The organism is Clostridium sp. TJA085 (genome assembly GCF_058310235.1).
This window is the reverse complement of the sequence record NZ_JBZEEZ010000001.1, coordinates 241,525-265,240: the sequence shown is the minus strand read 5'-3', so window position 1 is coordinate 265,240 and position 23,716 is coordinate 241,525. Positions and strand designations below refer to the sequence as shown.

Genomic DNA, 23,716 nt, shown 5'->3' with positions numbered 1-23,716 from the left:
TTATTCTCCCTTGTATTGTAAATAAATTTTAGACACAACATTTCGTGCTACTTCATATTCATATCCTCTTCCTAACATATATCTTATAAGCTTATTTTTTATTTTGAAATCATCCTCCTCTCTTTTACATATTGATAAATATTTTTTTTCGCATATTAAAAGTGCTCTCTCTTCTTCATCATTTCTATCTAACTCTTCTAATACTTCATCTACTAAATATTTATTAACACCTTTTTGTATTAATGCATATTTAATTTTATTTCTTCCTTGAGTTCTTATTCTATCTTTAACATACATCTTAGTAAACTTTAAATCATCAATAAAAGTGTACTCTTTTAAAAAATTTATTGTTTTTTCAACAGTTTCTTCATCGAATTCTTTATTTAAAAGTTTATCTCTAATCTCTTTCTCTGTTTTATAACTTCTTTCTATAGTTTTTAAAGCACTATCTTTACATTTAGATAAATTTTCAACCTTTGCAATTTCTATAAGTTTTTCTTTATCTACTTCTTCATTTACCTTAAGATTAAATCTATATACAAGTTCCATATATATTGCAAAAGCAAATTCTTCATCTATATAAATATTTACTCTCTCTTTATTTCTTTTACACTGTTCTATTTTTGTTATCTTGCTCAAAATTTCACCTTATTTCTCTCTTCTTAAAATATGAATTGTTGGATTTTTAAGAACTTTTTTGGAAACCTCATAAATTTCATTCTTTTCTATATTATTTATTCTATCCATATCATCAACAAATTCTAGTAAATTTTCATTTTCAAGTTCTTGATGAAGGATATAATTACAAAGATCTGCTGAATCTTCAAGTGTACTTATAACTGCTGTTTTATGAACCTTTTTCATAATATTTAAATCTCTATCTGTAAACTTTATTTTGTTATTTAATATTGAAGATATAACACCATCTATAGCTTCTTTTGCTTCTTCTACATCTTCATCACCTACTGAAGTATATATATATAATGATTTATAATCTTTATTTATATCTAAATGTGTAAATATATCATAAGCTAATCCTCTATTTTCTCTAACCTCTCTAAAAAGCAGTGAGTTAGCACTTTCTCCAAGTCTATGATTTAATATTCTAAGTGGAAGTTCATCATCTTTTTTAAGGTTATCAAAAGTATATAAGTATACTATTGTACTTTGTTCAATTTCGTTTTTATAACTTGTAACTTCTTCATTTTTATTTTTTTCTGATATTACTTCTTTTTTTCTAGTTTCTTTCATTTTCCAATTAGAAAAGGATTCTTTTATTATATTTAATGCTTCATTATGTTCAAAAGAAGATACCATTACAATAACAGAATTATTAGGTCTATAATTTTCTTTATAATATTTATATAAATCTTCCCTATTAAATCTATTTACATTTTCTTCGAAACCTATAACATCAAATTTTAAATAACTTTTATCAAATGCTACTTCACTTGTTTTTTTAAAGCTTAAATCCTCTATATCATCTTTGCTAGTTCTTATTTCAGCAAGTATTACACTTCTTTCTTTTTCTATTTCATCTTCTGGAAAATTTGAATTTATAATCATATCACCAAGTAAAATAGTAGCATCTTTAATTTCATCTTCTAAGCAACTTATAGTGTATACTGTTGATGCATAGTCAGTATATGCATTATATTCTCCTCCTAAATACTCTAATTCTTCATTTAATTCTTCATTTGATCTAGAGCTTGTACCTTTAAACAACATATGTTCTATAAAATGACTTATTCCTTTTTCATCCATTCTTTCATACATTGCCCCAATATTTACTCCAATATTTATTGATGCTATCTTTGTATCTTTTTTTACTGTTATTACTTTTAATCCGTTTTCTAATACTTTTTTATTTATATCGAAATTTAATTTAATCATATCCATCTCCTATTTGTAATTTAATTACAACCTTTAATATAATATGTTTTCATAAATAATACAACATAAACCTTGTGAAACCCTTCAAATATTTTTATATTTGTATATAATGTAATTAGGTTAAATAAAATGGAGGGTTAATATTATGAAAAAATCAATACTTATTGTAGAGGACGAAATAAGAATTAGATTTTTAATTAGAGATTATTTCATAAATGAAAATTTTAATGTATACGAAGCTGAAGATGGTGAAAAAGGTATTGAAGTATTTTCTAAAGAAAAAATTGATTTAATAATTTTAGATATAATGATGCCTAAAATGGATGGAATATCTTTTTTAAAGAAAATCCGTTTTGTATCATCAGTTCCTGTTATACTTCTTACAGCTAAAAGTGAAGAAGATGATAAGTTGCAAGGTTATGAAGTTGGTGCTGATGATTATATGACAAAACCATTTAGCCCTAAAGTATTAGTTGCAAAAAGTAAGGCTTTATTAAAAAGAACTAGAACAGATATAGACTCTAGTTCACAAGATTTTAATGGACTTACTATAAATAAAATGTCTCATGAAGTTAAAGTAAATGAAACTGAAATATCCCTATCTCCAAAAGAATATGAACTATTATTATATTTAATATCTAATGAAGGAATTGCACTTTCTAGAGACACAATTTTAGATAACGTATGGGGAATAGATTACTATGGAGATATACGTACTGTTGATACAAATATAAAAAGGCTTCGTGAAAAACTTTTAGATAAAGCAAATTATATAGTTACAGTTCGTGGTAGTGGATATAAGTTTGAGGTAAAGTAATGAAAGAAACTTTATCAAAAAAATTATTTATAATAACAGCTTCATTTTTAGTTTCTTTTATGGCTTTAAGTTTAATTTTTCAAACCTTTATATTTGAAGACTTTTATGAGCAAAAAAAAATCAAAGATTTAACTTACGAAATTGAAAACTTTTCTAAGGCAAATTCTTTTCAATTAAATAATTTGCCAGGCCTTTATAAAGCACTAAAAAACTTTGAAAATACAAACAATGCAAAAATCGCAATATTTTCAGTAGATGGAAGCTTAAGATATATATCTAATAATTTAGAAAATGATAAAGATGATATAAAAATACTTAGTGATTTTTGTTCTACTTTGATAAATAACAAAGATATTTTATTTAAACTTCTAGCAAGTAATAAACCAATATCAACTATATTTTCAACTGATAATAGTCAAATTAAAAACATAGGCGTTGCCTCATCAATGTCTTTAAATTATAAGCATGACTCTATAGTGCTTGCTGTATCATCAATTCAACCAATAATAGAAGCTGGAAATGTTATAAGTGAATTTTATATTTATGTATTTATAGGAATAATGTTTATTGCTTTAATTATTTCATTAATTTTTGCAAAATTAGTTACTAATCCATTAAAAAAGATTAATCATGTAGCTACAAAATTATCTAATATGGATTTTTCTGAAAAGTGTACTAATATAAGTGATGACGAAATTGGTAATTTAGGAAAAACACTAAATTTCTTATCTGAAAATTTACAAAAATCATTAAATGATTTAAAAATGCAAAATAAAAAACTTGAAAAAGATATTGAAAAAGAAAGACAATTAGATATTATGAGAAAAGACTTTGTTGCTAATGTAAGCCATGAATTAAAAACGCCTATAGGTATAATAGAAGGATATGCAGAAGGTATTAAAGATGGTATTGTTACTGGTGATGATTTAAAACTTTATCTTGAAACAATAATAGATGAATCTAAAAAAATGGGAAAATTAGTTGCTAATATGCTAGAGCTTTCAAAACTTGAATCAGGAGTTATAAAATCTAATTTTGAAATATTTAATATAAATAGACTTATTAATAAAGTTGTAAAAACACTTAAACATGAATGTATAGAAAATGGACTTTCTATAGAATTCAATCCTAAAACTGATTATTCATATGTTAAAGCTGATATTTTTCAAATGGAACAAGTTTTAACTAATATTATTACCAACGCTATAAAATATACAAGTGAAAATAATTCAATATATGTATCTATAGAGGACTTTGATGAAAATAACTTTAAAATTTCTGTATTAAATACAGGTTCATCAATACCAGAAGGAGAAAATATAAATTTATTTGATAAATTTTTTAGAGTAGATAAATCAAGAAATAGAAAAGATAATAGTACTGGACTTGGTCTTGCTATAGTAAAAAATATATTAGATCTTCATAATTCAAAATATAGTATTAAAAATGTTAAACTTGGAGTTTTGTTTGAATTTACACTAAAAAAAGCTGAACAAATTGAAATGGAGGAATGATTTTTAAATCATTCCTCCATCTATTCTAATTACTTGTCCTGTTATATATGATGAATCTTCAGAGCATAAAAATAAAACACACTTTGCAACTTCATTTCCTTCTCCAAATCTTCCCATTGGTATTTCATTTTCTAGTTCTTCCTTATCTTCATTAGTTAAAAAAGTATTCATACTTGTATTTATAACTCCTGGAGCTATAGCATTTACTCTTATATTAGATGGCGCCATTTCTTTTGCTAAAGCCCTAGTAAATAAATTAATTCCACCTTTTGATGTAGAATATATAACTTCACAAGAAGCCCCTACATCTCCCCACATAGATGAAATATTTATTATACTTCCCCCATTATTAAGCATATACTTAAGTCCATGCTTTGATATATACATAGCTCCTAAAAGATTAGTTCTAATAAGATTATCTATGTCCTCTTTAGTTGAATCCATAAATAACCCTATATTGCTTCTTCCCGCATTATTTACTATAATATCTAATCTTCCAAAAGTCTTAACTGTTTCATCAACTAATTTTTTTGAATCTTCGTAATCTCCAACATCAGCCTTAATTTTTATTGCGAAATTACCATTACTTTTTATTATATTTAATGTGTCACAAGCTCCATCTTCATCTTTTGAATAATTTATAACAACACTTGCTCCATTTTTTGCAAGTTCTATTGCAATATCTCTCCCAATACCTCTTGAAGCTCCTGTTACTATTGCAACCTTTCCCAATAATTTCATTTAATTTACTCCTTATTACATTCTTTTAATACTCTTATTATGTTCTTATAAAATATCTTTTCTATTTCATCATCAGTAAACCTTTCTTTTTTAAGAGCATAATAAAGCTTGTTCATTTCACTAGTATCTTTAATCTCTACTTCATTTTCTATTCCATCAAAATCACTTCCTAAAGATAATACATCTATTCCTCCAACATTTTTTATATGTGTTGCATGTTTTACTAAGTCATCTATCTTTGTTATTTTGCTTTCTCCTACAAAATCACTACAGAAGTTTAGTCCCATAACTCCACCTTTTTCTGATAATTTTTTAATCATATTATCAGTTAAATTTCTAGGATGATTTTTAATTTCTCTTGCATTAGAGTGAGTTGCTATAAATGGCTTTTTACAAATTCTTAAAAGATCATAAAATCCACCATCTGACAAATGTGATGCATCTGGAATTATATTATACTTTTCCATTTCCTTTACTATTTCTATTCCTTTATCTTTAAGACCTTTATCTTTAAATTTAAAATTGTAGTTTGGATATCCAATAGTGTTTTCATAATTCCAAGTTAATGTTATTATTTTGATTCCGAGATCTGAAACTTTAGACACATTATTTATATCCCCTTCTAAAACTTCTCCCTCTTCTATTGATAGAATTGCACCTATCTTTGAATCATTTTCTATAGAATCTAATCTTTTTATATCTTTTATTACTTCTATTTTATCCTTGTTTTTATTTATTTCTTTCATAAAATTATTATACATTTTATGAAATTCCTCAAAAGGACTTCTTTTTATTTCTTCTAAATCTATAAAAAACGCAAATATTTGTGAAAGTGCCTCACCTTTTTTTAATTTATCTAATGTTACTTTACATATACTATCTTTAAGTTCTAGATTTTCATTTAACATTCTATATGCAGTATCGCAATGTAAATCTATATATTTCATAAGCTATTCCCCCAATCACAGATAAACTTTATTACTAATAATTATATTATAACTTTTAGTTATTAACAAAATTTAAATAACTATCTAACCTTTCAGGTCCTTCTAGAAAACTTCTTTTTATATAAAGATTGTTATTTTTCCCAATATCTATATTCCATTTAACTAAAGCTATAAGCCCTTTATTTATTTCTATTGATGTTATACTATGTGGAAGTACACAAGAACCATCATTAAAATAAGTTCCTTCTCCAACCTTAGGAAATCTCACTCTATGAGTATGTCCACATATAAGTATTATTTTATTTTCACTTGCCCAATCATTTAGGTCTTTATCTATTTTATTTCCTTTTTTATAACTGCTTGCTGGACTATTAGGAGCTTTAAAACCAAAAAATCCTTCCATAACTCTCCAAAAATATCTTACTAAAAATCTACTAAAAAAAGCTAATTCATTATTCATAATATCAAGTTGATGTCCATGAACTACTAATCCTTTTTTATTATAAGGCTTAAAATTTATTACTAATCCTTCATAAAACTTAGTTTTGGATATAAGATTAATAAAATCTTCTCCAAAATCCCCTCCAATTTTTTGAAATTTTTTTCTTTGCTGTTCTTTAAAATCTTTTTTACTTTTAATTTTATCATGATTTCCATATATCATATAAAGTCTATTATCACTGTTAAATCTATTATATATGCTAAATACATCTTTATAATTATATGCTATATCTTTGCAATCTTTATTTTTCCAAAGCTCATCTCCATCTCCAACTTCAATTAATGTATATCCTTCTTTATAATAATAATTTATAGCCGCTAAATATATATTTTTATTTCCTACTAGAGAATCTGATGTTCCAGCATCCCCTCTATGAACATCACTAATAAAAACTATTTTAGAATTTATACTAATATCTAAAGTTTCGCATTTTTTTAATATTCTTTTTAAGTCCCTCTTTCCCATAATACATCCTACTTAAATTATTTTATAATATATTATATTATCAGTGTTTCCTAAAAAATTAAGCGAGTAGAAAAATCTACTCGCTTAATTTTTATTAAATATACATTCTATGTTTAGAGCTTAATTTCTTAACTCTATTAATTAATTCTTCATCACCATAAACTTTTTTATTTATAGCATCATTTATAATTGATGCTATTTCTTTAATATCTTCTTCTTTATATCCTCTTGTAGTTACAGCAGCAGTTCCTATTCTAACTCCTGATGTTACAAAAGGACTTCTTGTTTCATTCGGAACTGTATTTTTATTTAAAGTTACTCCTATTGAATCTAAAAGTTTTTCAGCATCTTTACCTGTTAAATCTTTATTAGTTAAATCAACTAATATTAAATGATTATCTGTTCCTCCTGATACTAATTTGAAACCATATTTAACAAGTTCTTCTGCTAATACATTACAATTTTTAACTACTTGCTCTATATACTCTTTAAAACTAGGTTCTAAAGCTTCTTTAAAGCATACAGCTTTTGCTGCTATTATATGCATTAAAGGTCCACCTTGCATTCCTGGGAATATATTTTTATCTAATTCTTTAGCATATTTTTCTTTACAAAGTATAAGACCTCCCCTTGGTCCTCTTAAAGTTTTATGCGTAGTTGATGTAACAAAATCAGCATAAGGTACAGGTGACATATGTAGTCCTGCTGCAACAAGCCCTGCTATATGTGCCATATCAACCATAAAATATGCCCCAACTTCATCACAAATCTCTCTAAACTTTTTAAAATCTATTTCTCTTGAATAAGCACTAGCTCCAGCAACTATAAGTTTTGGTTTATTCTCTAATGCTATTTGTCTTACATTTTCATAATCAATTACTTCTGTTTCTTTATCTACTCCATATGATATAAAGTTAAATAATCTTCCTGAAAAATTTACAGGTGAACCATGAGTTAAATGCCCTCCATGACTTAGATCCATTCCTAAAACAGTATCTCCTGGCTTAAGTACTGAAAAATACACAGCCATATTAGCTTGTGAGCCTGAATGAGGTTGAACATTAGCATGCTCTGCATTAAATAATTTTTTAGCCCTATCTCTTGCTATATCTTCTACTTTATCAACTATATGACAGCCTCCATAATATCTTTTGTCTGGATAACCCTCGGCATATTTGTTAGTAAGATATGATCCCATAGCTTCCATTACTGCTTCACTTGTAAAATTTTCTGATGCAATAAGTTCTATTCCTTCTTCCTGCCTTTCAACTTCTTCCATTATTAATTCATAAATATCATTATCTTCTTCTTTAATTTTTTCAAAGTTCATTATAACACCCCAATTTTATTTATTTTTATTAGATTATACGGTTCTTCTTTAATTTTTTCAACATATTTTTAATAAATTTATACGTATATATAATAAATATCACATTTTATTAATTATATATACAATATTTATTTTATATATTTATGCTATAATTTATTTATAAATTTACACAAGGAGTGATTATATTGAACGTAAATAAATTGCTTCATCTATCTACATATGCAGGTATTGTTATGCTTCAAAGTGGTGCTGAAATATATAGAGTTGAAGAAACTATTTGTAGAATTTGTCAATCCTATGAAATTGATGAAGCTAATAGCTTTGTTACTCCTACTGGAATAATGGTGTCTATTTGCTATAAAAATCAAACTTACTCTATAGTAAAAAGAGTAACTATACGAGGAGTAGATTTACATAAAATCGAAAGAATAAATGACTTATCAAGAAGAATTGCAAGTACTAAACCTCCTCTTGATAAAATTGAAGCTGAATTAAAAGATATAGATAATACTGAAAGATATTCTTTATTATCAACTTTATTTTTTTCTGGTATAGCAGCAGGATTTTTTTCAATACTTTTTGGTGGAAACTTAAAAGACTTAATTGCATCTTTTTTTATAGGTGCATTTATTAAATATCTTTCAATGATATTCACTAAAATGTCAATTAACGACTTTTTTATAAATACTATTTGTGCTGCAGCTTCTGCCGCTTTTGCAATATTATTTTTACACTTAGGATTTATAGATAATATTGATGAAACTATAATAGGTGCAATAATGATACTAGTTCCAGGACTTGCTATTACAAATGCAATAAGAGATACAATAGCTGGAGATTATTTAGGTGGAATTATAAAAGCTAGTGAAGCTTTTTTAGTTGCTATTGCAATTGCTGTTGGTACAGGTGGCGTAATAAGTTTCTGGCTTAAGATATTAGGAGGTATATAATAATATGACTATATTTATTCAAACACTTTGTTCTTTTATTGCTACTATTGGTTTTGCTGTAATATTTAATATTCATGGTAAAAATCTAATTTTTGCTGGTATAGGCGGTGGAATAAGTTGGTTTGTTTATAGTTTATGCTTAAAAATTCACTTTTCTCAAACCACATCTTTTTTTATATCTGCTGTTATTTTTAGTATTTATTCTGAAATACTAGCTAGAAAATTAAAAACTCCTGTTACAACATTAGTAGTTTGTGCATTAATCCCTTTAGTTCCTGGATCTGGAATGTATTATACAATGTATGAAGCTGTAACTGGAAATATCATCCATTCAATAGAATTAGGATTAAATACTTTATCAAGTGCAGGAGCTTTAGCTCTTGGAGTTATATTTGTCTCTACAATTACTAGACAGTATTATTTAGTTAAAAATAAAAGATATAAAAAAAAGATTGAGAAAATTTAATTCTCAATCTTTCACTTTTTATTTTAATATTAATAAAATTACTCACTATATAAAACAAATATATACTTTACTATTAGCTTTTTATAATTTCATTTATTAATTATGAATAATTTCCTTCAAATTTATTATTCATAATTACAATATAATATTGTTTTTATAACTTTTTTACTTCTTCTTTATTTTATATATTTGAAATTATTATTTCATCTAGAATACCTTTAGTACTTTCAATAGCTTATTTAATAAAATTTGTATTATCTTTAAATATAATACAACCACTTATAAAGATATCTTTCATAATAATTCTTTTTATAATATAAAATCCTTCATATTATTTATATTATCTTTTTTTACCTTTAATTATCTTATAATTATAAAATTCTAATTTTATATATTCAAATAAATATTTTTGTATTAATTAAATATTTATTTGATAACTATTAATTTATTTATAAACTAAAAAACTAGCCTTTAAATTTAAAGGCTAGTTTTTAATTAATTAATTTCAACTTTATTTTTATGATAATTATATATATAAAAAGGAACGCCTATAAGCATTAATATAAATCCCCACATTACAGTTTCTGCACCTGAACCATATATTGTCCAAATTGAATATATAAATGCTAATAATGGAACTATAGCTTTTTTTATGAAAATTCCAAAATTAAATTCTTTTGTTCCTTTAAACATAAGCATTATTTCTGCTGCTGCTGTTAAAAGATATATTGGTAAAAATGAAAGTGTTGCAAGTATTGTTATAAATGTAAATGCTGATACCATACTCTTTTGATAATTCATTATTAAAAGTATATTTACTAAAATTGATCCAACTATTAAAGCATTTGCTGGAGTTCCATACTTAGGATGAAGTTTTCCAAAGAATTTAGGAAAAACTCCATCTTCTCCTGCCGCAAAAGCTACACGTGCTGTTGATAAAAGCCATCCAATGGTTGTACCTAAAATACATATTACAACTGCAATAGTAATTGGCTTACCAATTGAACTACCTAATATTCTAGTTAATATATCAGTTAAAGGTGCTTGACTATTTGCAAGTTCTGAATTTGGCATAGCACCCATACTAGCTACACTTATTAACATATATATAACAGATGCTATAATCATTCCATAAATTGTACTCTTTCTTACATTTTTCTCTGGATTTTTAATTTCCCCAGCTGTAACAGTTGCACTTTCAAGACCTACAAAAGCCCAAAGCGTTGATGTTGCTGCAAGTGATATTGTAGAAAGTCCCTTTCCTTGAGGAAGTAATGGCATTATATTTACAGTATCAAAATTAATTAATGCTACTATTATGAATATAGCAAAAAATGCAATCTTAAATACTGTAGCTACCGTTTGAATCTTTCCTGCTTTTTTTACTCCAATTATATTTATAATTGTAAAGAACCAAAGTATGGCACTTGTATAAATTATAGAGATAAGTGGATCTCTTAAAGCTGGTATAACTGCTGCACTATAACTTGAAAGTGCTACTATTATTGCTGCATTTCCTATCCATGAACCATTCCAATATAACCATGCACTTAAAAATCCTGCAAATTCTCCAAAAGCAATCTTAGTGTATTGATATGCCCCTCCAGTTGAAGGATATTTAGATCCTAAGTTAGCAAATGACATTGCAATAAGTATTGATCCTGCAGATGTTAATATCCATGCAATTATTGTTGCAAGTGGTCCTGAAAGCTGTGCAAGTGTTGCTGGAAGCATAAACACACCTGATCCTATCATATTACCACACACAAGCATAGTTGCCATGAAAAGACTAATTTCCTTTTTTAAATTTCTCTCTTCCATTTAGTCCTCCTTAAAGTATATCTTTATAAAGGTAAAATAAAAGCTCAGAGAAGTATTCTAATCTCTGAGCCCGAATAACTAAAATTCAAAACACAAAGATAGCTCTCCACAAAACTTGTGACAGTTTTACATATATTTTATGTAAACCCAACATACAATTTTAAAGCTTCCATTGTACATTTCGGCAATAATACCTTTCCTTAAAAATCATCGTGCTTACCTCATTAAAAGTACTGATTATTATTGCAACCTCTATCTTACCTATTTTTTAGTGACTATGTAATTGTAGACAAAATTTTTAATAATGTCAATTTATTTTATATTATTTTTTATATTCATATAAGTGCTTTTTTTTATATTTATACTATCTATATCAATATTATTGGGATTAGTAGTTAATTTATAATCTTTTATCCAATAATTTCCGTCAATATATGTACCTTCTTCAACTAATTCGCTTGGATTTTCATCATATACTTCTTCAATATTATTATCAGGTGTTAATATAACCAAACGTCTACACGCTTCCTCAGCATCATCAAATATATTATAAAATGCATTATAATTATTAAAAGATCTTACTGATGTAACTACTTTTATATTCAATCCTAATTCTTTTGCAACATCTGTTAATTTAATTGTATCTTTCATATTAAACTCTCCTTTTATTATAATTAAAATAGTTCTTTAACTTTCTTAGCTATTCTTTCTCCAAATATCATAGGTGTTTCTTTGTCTTCATCATTAACACCATTTACACTAACATAACCTAAATGTATAAAAGGTTTACCATGTGCTGACCCTCCAGAATATAAAAGCATTCCTTTTACAATTAAATGATTCATTAATGTTAAAATAGCAGTATCTGCTCCTCCCCATATGTAATCAGCTGTAGCATACATAGCTCCTATCTTACCTTCTAAATTAATATTATGTGAATTATCTAACCAATTCTTAATATTAGAAGTAGTGTTAGCTAAATATGTTGGTGTACCAAATATTACCGCCTTACTTTCATTTAAAAAATTTATATCAATGTTATTAATATTCATACATTTTACTTCAATTTCACTTACTCTCTCAGCACCTAGCTTTATTGTTTCTCCAATTCTTTTAGTATGCCCACTTTTTGAATCATATAATATAGAAATTTTCATAAATTTACCCTCCAACCTTTATCTTTTGTTTTATATAAAATAGGTGTAAGCATTAATCTTACACCTATTTTTAAATTAAAAATTTTTTAATTAAATTTCTTCTATCTCATCAATAGATTCAATTTCTTCTAAATTTTCTTCTTTTTCTTTTGAAGCAATAAATGAGCTTAAATCATTATATGTACTTTTAGCAAATTCTAAAAATAACTCTTCATCAATTTCTTTAAATTCTCTGCTGTTAACTACAACTAAATCTCTCATTAAAAGATTTACATCTATTCTACCAACAACTTTAGCAAGATTTGCTGAAGTTATAGCATTTAATATTCCTTCACATTCGTTTCTATTATTTATGATTGCGTTGTTTGATTTTGGTAAGCTTTCTTTATAATCTAGTGTAACACACTCATAAAATTCACCGTACTCATCATATACCTCTAAAGCTATATTATTAGTATCTAAATATCTTTCCATTACACAAGTTAAATTTAAACCATCCCAGTGTATTTTTTTATTAAATACTTTTATAGTTTCCATCATTTCTACCTTCTTCCAAATATACTTTTATTAAGTGCATATAAATACTATAATATGTCTAACTGTAAAAGAAGTTAGCTTATTCACTTAAAATAAATTACTTATATATTATACATTAAAATATATGTTTTTTGAAATATTTGCTGAAATTCTTAAATAAATATATTAATTTTGCTCATTATAAACTATTTTATCTAATATATCTTTTCTATCTTCACCTAAAAAATTAGCTAATTTTGATGGCATATGTCCATCCTTATAAACAGCATTTTTATTTGCATCTACTATTCTTAGTACTTTTTGTGCTAATTTTTCATAAGTAATAAGGTCTTCTAAATATTGGTCTATTAAGTCTTTTAAACAAGTTGCTAATTCCTTAGGATTTCTATAAACTGCTCTCATAATTTACTCCTTTGTACTAATAAATTTCTTAAATATATAATACCATATTTTATTATTATTTCAATCTTACATTTAAACTACTTTATCTTTATTAAATTATTAGGATTTAAAATATCCATTTCATAAAGATTACCATCTACTGTAACATAAAAAAATCCTAATGATGATGTATGCATATCCATTATAACCCTTGGATTAAAGCCATAAGCTTTTTTCCCATTTAATTCAATATCATCAATACTATCAATAATTATTTCTTCTTGAATATTATTGTTTAATTTCACATATTCATAAACTATATTTTTAGCTTCATCTTTTGATATTTCACTTTGAAATTTGTTAAAAGTCTCTTTACTACAACCAACAATACTTAAAGTAATTATTAAAAAACTAATTATTAAAAGGTTTATTTTTCTCATAGTTACTCCTTAAATATTAATTACTTATAACTATGAGTATTTTTTTATTTAAATACTATTTATAATCATTTTAAAAATTAAATTTATTTAAACCTATTTTTATTTTTATATAATTATAAATTTAATAATTAAATTATAAAAAGAGAGCAATTTAAACTTTAAAATTACTCTCTTTAAATATTAATAAATTTATATTCCTAAAATATATTTAATTGATTTCCTTTAAAAGTTCTACTAAGAATTTATACATTCTTTCAGCTGATGATATACTTAAATGTTCTGTTGGAGTATGAGCATTAAATATATATGGTCCAAAACTTATCATATCAGTATCTTTCATAGTTTCTTTAAATAATCCACACTCAAGACCTGCATGAATTGCTGAAATTTCAGCTTCTTTATGGAACATATCTTTATATACCTTCTCACAAAGCTTTCTTATATTTGAGTTTGGATCATATTCCCACTCAGGATATTCACTGACCTTTTCTATTGAAGCACCTGCTCTTTCAGCTATTACTGATAATTTATTAAATACTTCATATTTTAAACTTTTAATTGAACTTCTTATAGAAGTGATTATAGAAATATTATTTTTAAAAGTCTCTATAACTGCAACATTTAAACTAGTTTGAACTAATCCTTTTATATCTTCACTCATATTTTGAACTCCATTTGGACACATAACTAAGAAATCTATTAAGTTAGAAGTTGTGCTTAAATTAAATTGTTTATCTACACCTTCATTATAATCATAAACTTCAACATTTAATCCTTTATCTGCTATTCTATATTCAACCTTAAAATCTTTTGCAATATTTTCTACTATTGCTTTTACTTTGTTAATATCATCTGAATTATTTAAAGTAAGTAGAACCTCACATTTACGTGGTATAGCATTATGTTTTGTTCCACCATTTATACTTACTAAATTAAATGGTACTTCTTTTCTTAATTCAAATAATATTCTTCCTATTAGCTTATTGGCATTAGCTCTTTGTTTTATTATTTCTAATCCTGAATGACCACCAAGTAAACCATTTACTTCTAATTTAATACACCTTCCATAAGCTTCTTCTAATTCACCTTCAAATATAACTTTAGTATTTATTCCGCCAGCACAAGCTGTTAAAAATATTCCTTCTTCTTCTGAATCAATATTTAATAATATCTTTCCTTTTAAAAGACTAGTATCTAATGCCATAGCACCATCCATACCAACTTCTTCTGATGTAGTAAATACTGCTTCTATTTCAGGATGATTAATATCATCTGAATCTAATATAGCAAGTGTATATGCAACTGCTATTCCATCATCTGCACCTAGTGTAGTATCATTTGCATATAAAAAATCACCTTCTACTTTTAATTCTAAAGAGTCTTTATCAAAATCATGCTTACTATTAGCTCCTTTTTCACAAACCATATCCATATGTCCTTGTATTATTACAGGTGTCTTATTTTCATAACCTTTAGTTGCAGGTTTTTTTATAATTACATTTAATGCATTATCTTGTATTACCTCAAGGCTTCTTTCTTTTGCAAAATTAACTAAGTAATCACTTATTTGTTTTTCTTTATATGAACCATGAGGAATTTTAGTTATTTCTTCAAAAAACTTAAATACTTTTTTTGGCTCTAAATTTTTACATACTGACATAATAATCGCTCCTTCTTAATGTCAAATTTTATTAAATTTATTTTACTTATAAAAAAATTGTAATTATTTTTAAATTAATAATCAATATATTATTATAAATTTGATAAAATTTATATTTTAATAATAGTTTTTTTATAAAATAAAGAGCACTATAATAATAGTACTCCTTATTTTCTAGTTAATTATTATTTATTATACTTTCTATCTTACTTACATCTATATTTTCTTCTAAAATACTAGATATTCTATCATATTCTTTATTTTTATATTCTCTATAAGATTCTTCTTCATTTAAATTGAAATCTTTTATATTATTCTTATTGCAAATAACCTTAATAAGATTTTCATTAAATTCATCAGAATCAAATATACCATGAAGATATGTTCCTATTACAGTACCACTTTTATTTATGGAACCAACTATTCTATTATTTTCTCCATATATAAATGGAATTACATTTTCATTATATTCATTAAATCCATTATGAATTTCATATCCATTTACATTCAAATCTTTAAAGTATTCATTAATTGGATTATCAATATTTATTTTTCCTTCTGTTTGAATCGTAGTTTTCTCTCTGCTAAATTTAGTCTTAAAATTTAATAAATTAAAACCTTCTTCTCTCTTAGAGCTTCCTTCTATTTGCATATCATCTAAAATTGCCTCTCCTAGCATTTGATATCCACCACATACTCCAAATAAAATAGTTCCTTGTTTATTTAAATCTTTTAGCCTATTAAAAAATCCTTTTTCTTTAATAAACTTTAAATCTTCTATACTATTTTTACTTCCTGGAATAATTATCATATGAGGATTATTTAAATCTAAAACATTATCTACATATCTTAAATTAACATAATTAATCCTTTCTAAATTATTAAAATCAGTAAAATTGGACATGTGTGGAAGCTTCAAAACTGCAATATCTATTTTATAATTATCACTATAATTATTAGTAGTTTTATCTGTTACACCATCTTCATCTTCAATATTTAACTTAGTATATGGCATAACTCCAAGGACAGGTATATTTATTATTTTTTCTAAATCTTTCATTGCTCCTTTAAAAAGATCTACCCTACCTCTAAATTTATTTATAATTACACCTTTAACTCTTTTTCTATCTTCTTCATCTAAAAGCATAAGAGTTCCAACTACAGAGGCAAAAACTCCTCCTCTATCAATATCTGCAACTAATATAACAGGTAAATCTGCCATTCTTGCCATTTCCATATTAGCTATATCTGTATCTTTTAAATTTATCTCTGCACAACTACCTGAACCTTCAAGAACCATTAAATCATAATTATTTTTTATGTTATTATATGTATTTAATACTTCTTTTTTTAATTCTTTATTTATTTCTTTGTATTTATAAGCATCCATTATAAATTTAACTTTTCCATTTACTATAACTTGAGTTTTTCCTCCATTTGGCTTTAAAAGTAATGGATTCATAAAGCTTTCTGGTTCAATATTACATGCTTCAGCTTGCACAACTTGAGCTCTTCCCATTTCATCTCCTGATTTTGTAACAAATGAATTTAAAGATATATTCATAGCCTTGAAAGGGCAAACCTTTAAACTTTTATTTGTAAAATATCTGCATACAGCTGTTGCTAAAGTACTCTTTCCTACCGATGAAGCCGTTCCAAGAAACATTATCCCTTTAGTTTTCATTTTATCATTCCTTTATTTAAATATATTTATAAGTGAATTATCTAATGCTTTATTTTTTATTTTATTAGATGATAAGATAAAATAACATGTTTCACCTTTCTTATGTTTACCAGTTATAGAATCAGTTATATGATCTCCAGTTATAATTATAGAATAATCTTTATAATTTTCTTTAATATGATTTGCAAAAGGAAAAATAAATTCATTAAAGCATTTATTTATAAAGTTAGCTTTTCCTTTTAAATCATAAATGTGAGCTAATTCATCACAACCATTTATATGAATAAATAAAAAATCTTTATCTTTTATTTCTTCTTTTGATTTAATTAATTTTTCATCTAAAGAAGTATCAAAGTTTCCAGTAGCTTTTTTTAAGTTAACTGCCTTTAAACCTAATGCTAACCCCATACCTTTTATTAAATCTATTCCTGCTACAACAGACCCACTTAAAAAATATTTTTTGTATAAAGTTTCTATATTAGCCCTTTTAGATAATCCCCATGGAAATAACATAAGACCATCATAGCCTTTTATTTTAAAATATTTCTTTGATAATTCCATCATTAAAGTTATTTTATAAAATATATCATTTTTAATATTACTTTTTGGTAATATAGCATTTATTTTCTCTCCAACATTTTCATGTGGTTTAAAAAAATTTATTTGTTTAATATTTTCATACTTTTCTTTTATAAATAGTAAATTTCTATAATGACTACAATTCACAAGCTTAAAGTAATCTTTAAACTCACCTTTTATCATTATATCTTCTATAAAATTATTTATTAACTTTTCTTCACACTCTTTATCTAATCCACCAGTAAAATCATGTAATTTATTTTTATGTACTTTAATTAAATTGCATCTAAGAACAGATTCATTATCATCTATATTATATCCTTTTGATAACGCCTCAAAATATGCTCTTTCATATATTTTTTCTTTATTAAGTTTGTATCCTAATATATTAAAAATACAACTTAAGCTATCAACATCATATCCATCTATTGAATTGTCTATATATCCTTTTTTAGTAAATGATGAAAATCCTATTAATTTATCAAAGTTCTTATTTATTTCTTCTTTAATAATAGTATTTTCTTCATAGTATCCATCTAAAACAATCAGTATTTTTTTACTTTTCATTTAAGACCCTATTTAATACTTTTAATATTTTATCATTTTCTTCTCTTGTTCTAACTGCAATTCTATAAAAACTATTATCTAATCCATTATAATTACTGCAACTTCTAATTATTATTCCATGTTTTAATAATTCTTTTTTTAAATCAATATCTTTATCTATACTAAAAAATATAAAATTTACAGAAGGTTCAAAAATATTTATACTTTTTATTTTACTTAAATTATTACATAAATACTCTTTTTCTTTTTGTACGTAATCTATAGTTTCTTCTATGTATTCTTTATCTCTTAACCCACTTATAGTGGCTTCTGAAGCTAAACTATTAACATTCCAAGCCATAGTTACAGAATCTACATTTTTTAATAACTCTTTATTTTTTGTAATTCCAAAACCCATTCTAAGTCCTGGTATTGCATAAAATTTAGTTACTGATTTTATTATTATTAAATTAGTATAATTATTTAGCAATTCCTTTACTGAATACTTATATCTATCTTTAACAAAATCCATAAATGACTCATCTACAACAACATATATATTATTTTGACTTGCTTTTTTTATTATTTTTTCTAAATGTATTTTTGATGTTAAAACACCTGTTGGATTATTTGGATTACATATAAATAAAAGATCTATATCATTATTTAATTTATTTAATATTTCATCATCTATTTTAAATTTATTTTCCTTTTTTAAAAAATAATATTCTATATTAGAATTTATACTTTTTATTGCTTCTTCATATTCTGAGAAACTTGGTGCTAAAAGAAGTGTATTTTTAGGATTTATAGCTCTTACTACATTAAATATACACTCAGCAGCTCCATTACCTAAAAATAAATTTTCCATATTTATATTTTCATAATTACTTATTTCCTTTTTAAGATTATAATAAGTTATATCTGGATAATTAACTATTATATCTATACTTTTTAATATAGATTCTTTAACACTGTTACTTAATCCTAAAGGGTTTATGTTAGCTGAAAAATCTATAATATTTTCTCTATCTATACATAGTTCTCTACAAACTTCATCTATATTCCCACCATGAGTAAATTTTTTCATAAAATCACCTCAATAAACTTATTTATAATACAAGCTAATATGATACCTAAAAAAGAACTTAAATATAATATTTTATTTACTAAATAAACTTTATTTAAAGTTATTTTTTCTATATCATCACCTATTTTAGGCTTTTGAACTATTTTACCAAAATAATAATTATCTCCTCCAAGCATTATATTTAAAGCTCCAGCTACTGCCGCTTCTGGATGAGCACTATTAGGACTTGTATGATTATTTTTATCTCTTTTATATATGTATAAAGCTTTTTTATAATCTAATCTAAGTACAAATGATGATATTATAATTAAATAAGCTGTAATTCTTGCTGGTATATAATTAAATACATCATCAAGTTTTGCTGGAAAATATCCAAAATCTTTATATTTTTCATTTTTATATCCAAACATAGAATCCATTGTATTTACAGCCTTATATACAAAAATTAAAGGTGCACCACCAATTCCTGCAAAAATTATAGGTGCGATAACTCCATCAGACATATTTTCTGCCACTGTCTCAATAACAGCTCTTATTATTGAAGTTTCATCTAAATTTTCAGTATCTCTTCCAACTATATAAGATAATCTATGTCTTGCTCCATTTAAGTCATCTTTTTTTAAATATTCTATTACTTTTAATCCTTCATCTTTAAGAGATTTTGTTGCTATACAAAAATATATAGCTAAGGCTTCATAAATAAAAGCTAAATATACATTTATATTTCCTAATAATTTTATTATTATAAAATTAATAAAGAAAGTTATTAATATAACAAATATCCAAGTTATAAGTCCAGCTAACTTTAAACTATTTTTAAATATTTTTCTAAATAAATTTTCACTAAACTTTGCCAAAGCTCCTATAAATCTAATTGGATGATATGGATTTTGTGGATCCCCTATTATTAGGTCTAATATATATCCAAGTATTATTTTAAACATATTAAAACTCCTAAACTAAATTATATTTATGTATTAAATAATCTACTAGTTCTTTTTCATCTGAAAATGTTATTCCATATTCTATCTTAGGCTTATCTATAACTATAATATCTATATTTTCATCCATACAAGCTTTAAGCTTTTCAATAGTTCCACCAGCTTTTCCGCTGTCTTTTGTTATTAGTGCCTTTGCAGAATATTGATTTATAAAAGCTCTATTTAATTCATAACCTATAGGTCCTTTTATAGCTATAACATCTTCTACCTTAACTCCAATATTTAAAACATCTTGAAGTATTTTTGCGCTTGGAAGTATTCTATGTATTATTCTATTTTTTATATTAAGATTATAAATTGTTTCTATGTTTCTACTACCTGTAGTATTTAAAATATTTCCATCAATATTTTTAATTGTATCTTTTAATTCATCATATCCACTTATATAAGAAATCTTTTTATAATTTGATTCTTTTAAAACTCCAAGTCTTTCATATCTTATATAATCTATATTACATTCTTTAGCACTATCTATAGCATTTTTACTAACTTCCTTAGCGTAAGGATGACTTGCATCAACTAGAACCTTGATATTAAATTTATTTATTAAATTAACTAAGCCATCTTTATCAAGTGGCTTAGTGTTTAAATGTTTAAATTTATATTTTTTAAGTAATTCTCCACCATATTCTGTTGCAGTTGAAACTACAACTTCATCAGTAAATCTATTAATATATTTTAAAATATTTTTACCTTCTGATGTTCCAAGTATAAAACCTATCATTACTTATCACCTATTTTATATCCTCTTGGAGTTATAAATTTTCCATCCTTTATATAACTTTTTGAATTCCCAACTATAACAATACTCATCATGTCTACTATTTCTACATCAAATTTTTCTAAAGTAGTTATAGTATAACTCATATCATCTCTTAAGGCATTTCTAACTACTGCAATTGGAGTATTTCCATTTCTATAATTTTTAATTATATCTAAACATTCCTTTAAATACTCTGGTCTTCCCTTACTCTTTGGATTATATAAAGATATTATAAAATCACCTTCTGCTGCAAGCTTTACTCTTTTCTTAATATCTTCATAAGGAGTCATTAAATCACTTAAACTAATATTACAATTATCATGCATAAGTGGAGCACCTACAACTGAACCTGCTGCACTTGATGCTGTAAGTCCTGGTATTACTTCAACATTCTCATCTTCTCTAAGCTCTAATATAAGTCCTGCCATTCCATATATGCCTGAATCTCCAGTACTTATTAAAGCTACATTTTTATCTTTTGAAAGTTCTAAAGCTTTTTTACATCTTTCAACTTCCCCCCTCATACCAGTCTTAAATACTTCTTTTCCATCTACTAATTCTGAAACCATATCAATATACTTAGTATATCCAACTACTATATCTGCATTTAATATAGTTTCCTTAGCTTTTAATGTCATATGTTCTAATCCACCTGGACCAATTCCTATTACATATAATTTTCCCATTTATTCTTCTCCTTCACTAATTATCTCACCTATTGCTAATGTCATTCCATTAAATTTTATTTTCTTAACCGTAACAAAGCTATTTAATAAAGAAATTACCGGTTCACAAACTCCATAAACACCTAAAGTTTTAAATACAAAGTCACTTTTTTCATAATCTAAATTAACACTATTTATACTATCTCTATTAAATGTTATAAAATCACAGTTTAACTTTTTAGAAAGTTCTTTAATTGCTTTTTCATCTTTTTTTATATCTACAGAACCTATTTTACATACAGCCCTATAATCATAACCATGATTTTCTAATGTCTTTAACACGAATTTTTCTAATTCTTTAGGATTTGTTTCTTTTCTACAACCAATTCCTAAAACAACATCACGTCTTATAAGTTTTAAAATATTTTCTTCATTATATTTTTTATTTTTATTAGTAATTAAAACAGTGTTGCACTTTATATCTTCTGAATTAATATATCCATTCTCATTCTTTATAATATTTTTTTCATCTTTTATGAATACTTTTTTATTATTTACAAGTAAAGAGGCTATATTTTTACATATTTTAAAATTATCAATTATAAATCCATTTTCTTTTGCAATAACGTCTGGAGCTTTTATATTCATTCCATCAGTTGCGGTTGTAATAACTGGAGTATTTTTTAATATATTAGCTACCTTTAAAGTTAATTCATTAGCTCCACCTAAATGTCCACTTAATAAGCTTATTGTAAAATTATTATTTACATCAACAACAACTACTGCAGGATCCTTTGATTTCCCTTTTAAGAGATTTGCAATCATTCTTATAGCTATTCCTGTTGAACTTATAAAAATGATTCCATCAAATTTTTCAAAATAATCACAAGCTACGCTTTTAATATCTAAATCTTCCTTAGATTTTAAAAATATTTCCGAACTTAAATTTTCTTTTAATTTATTAGCTAAAATATCTCCCTTTTTAGTAACACTAATAATTCCAATCATTTTTATTCCTTTGCATCTCTAAACATATGTGTAAATGACTTATCATATAATTTACTTTTTTCATAATCACAGTTTATAAAATCTCCAACTAATATTTGAGCACATTTTGTAATTCCAGCTTCTTTAACTTTTTCACTTATATCGTCAAGTGTTCCTAAAATTATTCTTTCATCTTCCCAAGTTGCTCTCTCTACAACAGCAATATTTACATTTCTTCCATAACCATTTCTTAACTTTTTAACTACTTTATCTATCATTGATATAGATAAGAATATAGCCATTGAAGCTCCAATACTTGCAAGCTTTTCTAAGTCCTCTCCTTCTGGAACCGGAGTTCTTCCTTCAACTCTAGTAAGTATTACTGTTTGAGTTACACTTGGAAGAGTAAACTCTTTTTTTATTGAAGATGCAGCTGCTGTAAATGAACTTACACCTGGAATAACTTTATATTCTATATTAAGTTTATCTAACTCATCCATTTGTTCTTTTATAGCACCATATATAGCTGGATCACCTGTATGTAATCTAACTATAATCTTATCTCTATTTTCTTTCATAACTTCTATAACTTCATCTAAAGTCATTTTAGCTGAATTATATATTTTTGCTGAACCTTTGCAAAACTTTAAATGTTCATTTGATACTAAAGAACCTGCATATATAACTACATCAGCACTTTCTAAAGTTTGTCTTCCTTTAACCGTAATTAAATCAACATCTCCTGGACCTGCTCCTATAAAATAAACCATAAATTATTCC

The 23,716-nt window shown here is 25.1% G+C and carries 25 protein-coding genes and 1 riboswitch; of the genes, 4 read left to right on the top strand and 21 right to left on the bottom strand.

Annotation, left to right across the window (positions count from 1 at the left end):
• The gene (gene recX / locus AC4FQW_RS01305; protein ID WP_491146851.1) at nucleotides 1–639 is read right to left on the bottom strand and encodes a recombination regulator RecX; all 639 of its coding nucleotides are present in this window, start codon (nucleotides 637–639) and stop codon (nucleotides 1–3) included.
• 9 nt (nucleotides 640–648) lie between these two features.
• Entirely contained in the window at nucleotides 649–1,893 is a 1,245-nt protein-coding gene (locus AC4FQW_RS01300; protein WP_491146850.1) for a M16 family metallopeptidase, read from the bottom strand.
• Between the two features lie 145 nt (nucleotides 1,894–2,038).
• Between AC4FQW_RS01300 and AC4FQW_RS01295 the strand changes: the two genes are divergently transcribed.
• Together AC4FQW_RS01295 and AC4FQW_RS01290 are read left to right on the top strand one after the other, a co-directional pair.
• The gene (locus AC4FQW_RS01295) at nucleotides 2,039–2,710 is read left to right on the top strand and encodes a response regulator transcription factor (protein WP_491146849.1); all 672 of its coding nucleotides are present in this window, start codon (nucleotides 2,039–2,041) and stop codon (nucleotides 2,708–2,710) included.
• Nucleotides 2,710–4,224 (top strand): sensor histidine kinase, encoded by a 1,515-nt coding sequence (locus AC4FQW_RS01290; RefSeq protein WP_491146848.1) that lies wholly within the window; start codon nucleotides 2,710–2,712, stop codon nucleotides 4,222–4,224. Before AC4FQW_RS01295 ends, AC4FQW_RS01290 begins: the two co-directional genes overlap by 1 nt.
• A 3-nt stretch (nucleotides 4,225–4,227) precedes the next feature.
• Here the strand turns inward: AC4FQW_RS01290 and ymfI are convergent, their stop codons facing one another.
• The 4 genes from ymfI to glyA form a co-directional block, all read right to left on the bottom strand.
• Nucleotides 4,228–4,965 carry an elongation factor P 5-aminopentanone reductase gene (ymfI, locus tag AC4FQW_RS01285; protein ID WP_491146847.1) on the bottom strand — a complete coding sequence of 246 codons (738 nt, stop codon included), beginning with the start codon at nucleotides 4,963–4,965 and terminating at the stop codon, nucleotides 4,228–4,230.
• A gap of 5 nt (nucleotides 4,966–4,970) precedes the next feature.
• Nucleotides 4,971–5,912 carry a dipeptidase gene (locus AC4FQW_RS01280; protein ID WP_491146846.1) on the bottom strand — a complete coding sequence of 314 codons (942 nt, stop codon included), beginning with the start codon at nucleotides 5,910–5,912 and terminating at the stop codon, nucleotides 4,971–4,973.
• 55 nt (nucleotides 5,913–5,967) lie between these two features.
• Nucleotides 5,968–6,879 (bottom strand): metallophosphoesterase, encoded by a 912-nt coding sequence (locus AC4FQW_RS01275; protein ID WP_491146845.1) that lies wholly within the window; start codon nucleotides 6,877–6,879, stop codon nucleotides 5,968–5,970.
• A 94-nt stretch (nucleotides 6,880–6,973) separates the two neighbouring features.
• The gene (gene glyA, locus AC4FQW_RS01270) at nucleotides 6,974–8,209 is read right to left on the bottom strand and encodes a serine hydroxymethyltransferase (RefSeq protein WP_491146844.1); all 1,236 of its coding nucleotides are present in this window, start codon (nucleotides 8,207–8,209) and stop codon (nucleotides 6,974–6,976) included.
• Between the two features lie 185 nt (nucleotides 8,210–8,394).
• On the opposite strand from glyA, the gene AC4FQW_RS01265 reads away from it, so the two are divergent.
• Complete coding sequence (locus tag AC4FQW_RS01265) at nucleotides 8,395–9,159, top strand: threonine/serine exporter family protein (protein WP_303127543.1); 765 nt, start codon at nucleotides 8,395–8,397, stop codon at nucleotides 9,157–9,159.
• A gap of 4 nt (nucleotides 9,160–9,163) precedes the next feature.
• Complete coding sequence (locus AC4FQW_RS01260; protein WP_303127545.1) at nucleotides 9,164–9,625, top strand: threonine/serine exporter family protein; 462 nt, start codon at nucleotides 9,164–9,166, stop codon at nucleotides 9,623–9,625.
• 495 nt (nucleotides 9,626–10,120) lie between these two features.
• Here the strand turns inward: AC4FQW_RS01260 and AC4FQW_RS01255 are convergent, their stop codons facing one another.
• The 15 genes from AC4FQW_RS01255 to cobM all read right to left on the bottom strand — a co-directional run bounded on the left by AC4FQW_RS01255 (nucleotide 10,121) and on the right by cobM (nucleotide 23,706).
• A complete protein-coding gene (locus AC4FQW_RS01255; RefSeq protein WP_303127547.1) occupies nucleotides 10,121–11,446 on the bottom strand; it encodes an APC family permease in 1,326 nt (441 codons plus the stop codon).
• Between the two features lie 91 nt (nucleotides 11,447–11,537).
• Nucleotides 11,538–11,709: riboswitch (Lysine riboswitch) on the bottom strand.
• A 49-nt stretch (nucleotides 11,710–11,758) separates the two neighbouring features.
• Nucleotides 11,759–12,097: a hypothetical protein gene (locus AC4FQW_RS01250; protein ID WP_491146843.1), complete on the bottom strand. Its 339-nt coding sequence runs from the start codon at nucleotides 12,095–12,097 to the stop codon at nucleotides 11,759–11,761.
• A 23-nt stretch (nucleotides 12,098–12,120) separates the two neighbouring features.
• Nucleotides 12,121–12,603: a flavodoxin family protein gene (locus tag AC4FQW_RS01245; protein ID WP_491146842.1), complete on the bottom strand. Its 483-nt coding sequence runs from the start codon at nucleotides 12,601–12,603 to the stop codon at nucleotides 12,121–12,123.
• 90 nt (nucleotides 12,604–12,693) lie between these two features.
• Complete coding sequence (locus tag AC4FQW_RS01240; protein ID WP_303127554.1) at nucleotides 12,694–13,143, bottom strand: hypothetical protein; 450 nt, start codon at nucleotides 13,141–13,143, stop codon at nucleotides 12,694–12,696.
• Nucleotides 13,144–13,305: 162 nt separating this feature from the next.
• Nucleotides 13,306–13,542, bottom strand: coding sequence for a TIGR04540 family protein (locus AC4FQW_RS01235; RefSeq protein WP_303127557.1), 237 nt, complete (start codon nucleotides 13,540–13,542; stop codon nucleotides 13,306–13,308).
• 77 nt (nucleotides 13,543–13,619) lie between these two features.
• A complete protein-coding gene (locus AC4FQW_RS01230; RefSeq protein WP_491146841.1) occupies nucleotides 13,620–13,961 on the bottom strand; it encodes a hypothetical protein in 342 nt (113 codons plus the stop codon).
• Between the two features lie 208 nt (nucleotides 13,962–14,169).
• Nucleotides 14,170–15,621, bottom strand: coding sequence for an aminoacyl-histidine dipeptidase (locus AC4FQW_RS01225; RefSeq protein ID WP_303127562.1), 1,452 nt, complete (start codon nucleotides 15,619–15,621; stop codon nucleotides 14,170–14,172).
• A 178-nt stretch (nucleotides 15,622–15,799) separates the two neighbouring features.
• Nucleotides 15,800–17,305, bottom strand: a complete 1,506-nt coding sequence (locus AC4FQW_RS01220) for a cobyric acid synthase (RefSeq protein WP_491146840.1) — start codon at nucleotides 17,303–17,305, stop codon at nucleotides 15,800–15,802.
• 12 nt (nucleotides 17,306–17,317) lie between these two features.
• On the bottom strand, nucleotides 17,318–18,451 hold the full coding sequence (locus AC4FQW_RS01215; RefSeq protein ID WP_303127565.1) for a hypothetical protein: 1,134 nt from the start codon (nucleotides 18,449–18,451) through the stop codon (nucleotides 17,318–17,320).
• Nucleotides 18,441–19,520, bottom strand: a complete 1,080-nt coding sequence (gene cobD, locus AC4FQW_RS01210) for a threonine-phosphate decarboxylase CobD (protein ID WP_491146839.1) — start codon at nucleotides 19,518–19,520, stop codon at nucleotides 18,441–18,443. Before cobD ends, AC4FQW_RS01215 begins: the two co-directional genes overlap by 11 nt.
• Nucleotides 19,517–20,464: an adenosylcobinamide-phosphate synthase CbiB gene (cbiB, locus tag AC4FQW_RS01205; protein WP_491146838.1), complete on the bottom strand. Its 948-nt coding sequence runs from the start codon at nucleotides 20,462–20,464 to the stop codon at nucleotides 19,517–19,519. The genes cobD and cbiB overlap by 4 nt, the downstream gene beginning before the upstream one ends.
• A 10-nt stretch (nucleotides 20,465–20,474) precedes the next feature.
• Entirely contained in the window at nucleotides 20,475–21,245 is a 771-nt protein-coding gene (locus AC4FQW_RS01200) for a cobalt-precorrin-6A reductase (protein ID WP_491146837.1), read from the bottom strand.
• On the bottom strand, nucleotides 21,245–21,970 hold the full coding sequence (gene cobJ / locus AC4FQW_RS01195) for a precorrin-3B C(17)-methyltransferase (protein WP_491146836.1): 726 nt from the start codon (nucleotides 21,968–21,970) through the stop codon (nucleotides 21,245–21,247). Before cobJ ends, AC4FQW_RS01200 begins: the two co-directional genes overlap by 1 nt.
• A complete protein-coding gene (cbiG, locus tag AC4FQW_RS01190; protein ID WP_491146835.1) occupies nucleotides 21,971–22,957 on the bottom strand; it encodes a cobalt-precorrin 5A hydrolase in 987 nt (328 codons plus the stop codon).
• 2 nt (nucleotides 22,958–22,959) lie between these two features.
• Nucleotides 22,960–23,706, bottom strand: coding sequence for a precorrin-4 C(11)-methyltransferase (gene cobM / locus AC4FQW_RS01185; protein ID WP_491146834.1), 747 nt, complete (start codon nucleotides 23,704–23,706; stop codon nucleotides 22,960–22,962).
• Nucleotides 23,707–23,716 lie beyond the last annotated feature (10 nt).

Coding starts and splice junctions, on each gene's coding strand:
- ymfI (WP_491146847.1), bottom strand. CDS start 4,965: ATGAAATTATTGGGAAAGGTTGCAATAGTAACAGGAGCTTCAAGAGGT.
- cobD (WP_491146839.1), bottom strand. CDS start 19,520: ATGAAAAAATTTACTCATGGTGGGAATATAGATGAAGTTTGTAGAGAA.
- glyA (WP_491146844.1), bottom strand. CDS start 8,209: ATGAACTTTGAAAAAATTAAAGAAGAAGATAATGATATTTATGAATTA.
- AC4FQW_RS01225 (WP_303127562.1), bottom strand. CDS start 15,621: ATGTCAGTATGTAAAAATTTAGAGCCAAAAAAAGTATTTAAGTTTTTT.
- AC4FQW_RS01200 (WP_491146837.1), bottom strand. CDS start 21,245: ATGATAGGTTTTATACTTGGAACATCAGAAGGTAAAAATATTTTAAAA.
- AC4FQW_RS01290 (WP_491146848.1), top strand. CDS start 2,710: ATGAAAGAAACTTTATCAAAAAAATTATTTATAATAACAGCTTCATTT.
- cbiG (WP_491146835.1), bottom strand. CDS start 22,957: ATGATTGGAATTATTAGTGTTACTAAAAAGGGAGATATTTTAGCTAAT.
- AC4FQW_RS01250 (WP_491146843.1), bottom strand. CDS start 12,097: ATGAAAGATACAATTAAATTAACAGATGTTGCAAAAGAATTAGGATTG.
- cobJ (WP_491146836.1), bottom strand. CDS start 21,970: ATGGGAAAATTATATGTAATAGGAATTGGTCCAGGTGGATTAGAACAT.
- AC4FQW_RS01245 (WP_491146842.1), bottom strand. CDS start 12,603: ATGAAAATTTCTATATTATATGATTCAAAAAGTGGGCATACTAAAAGA.
- AC4FQW_RS01235 (WP_303127557.1), bottom strand. CDS start 13,542: ATGAGAGCAGTTTATAGAAATCCTAAGGAATTAGCAACTTGTTTAAAA.
- cbiB (WP_491146838.1), bottom strand. CDS start 20,464: ATGTTTAAAATAATACTTGGATATATATTAGACCTAATAATAGGGGAT.
- AC4FQW_RS01295 (WP_491146849.1), top strand. CDS start 2,039: ATGAAAAAATCAATACTTATTGTAGAGGACGAAATAAGAATTAGATTT.
- AC4FQW_RS01255 (WP_303127547.1), bottom strand. CDS start 11,446: ATGGAAGAGAGAAATTTAAAAAAGGAAATTAGTCTTTTCATGGCAACT.
- AC4FQW_RS01230 (WP_491146841.1), bottom strand. CDS start 13,961: ATGAGAAAAATAAACCTTTTAATAATTAGTTTTTTAATAATTACTTTA.
- AC4FQW_RS01300 (WP_491146850.1), bottom strand. CDS start 1,893: ATGATTAAATTAAATTTCGATATAAATAAAAAAGTATTAGAAAACGGA.
- AC4FQW_RS01275 (WP_491146845.1), bottom strand. CDS start 6,879: ATGGGAAAGAGGGACTTAAAAAGAATATTAAAAAAATGCGAAACTTTA.
- AC4FQW_RS01215 (WP_303127565.1), bottom strand. CDS start 18,451: ATGAAAAGTAAAAAAATACTGATTGTTTTAGATGGATACTATGAAGAA.
- cobM (WP_491146834.1), bottom strand. CDS start 23,706: ATGGTTTATTTTATAGGAGCAGGTCCAGGAGATGTTGATTTAATTACG.
- AC4FQW_RS01280 (WP_491146846.1), bottom strand. CDS start 5,912: ATGAAATATATAGATTTACATTGCGATACTGCATATAGAATGTTAAAT.
- AC4FQW_RS01240 (WP_303127554.1), bottom strand. CDS start 13,143: ATGATGGAAACTATAAAAGTATTTAATAAAAAAATACACTGGGATGGT.
- AC4FQW_RS01260 (WP_303127545.1), top strand. CDS start 9,164: ATGACTATATTTATTCAAACACTTTGTTCTTTTATTGCTACTATTGGT.
- AC4FQW_RS01220 (WP_491146840.1), bottom strand. CDS start 17,305: ATGAAAACTAAAGGGATAATGTTTCTTGGAACGGCTTCATCGGTAGGA.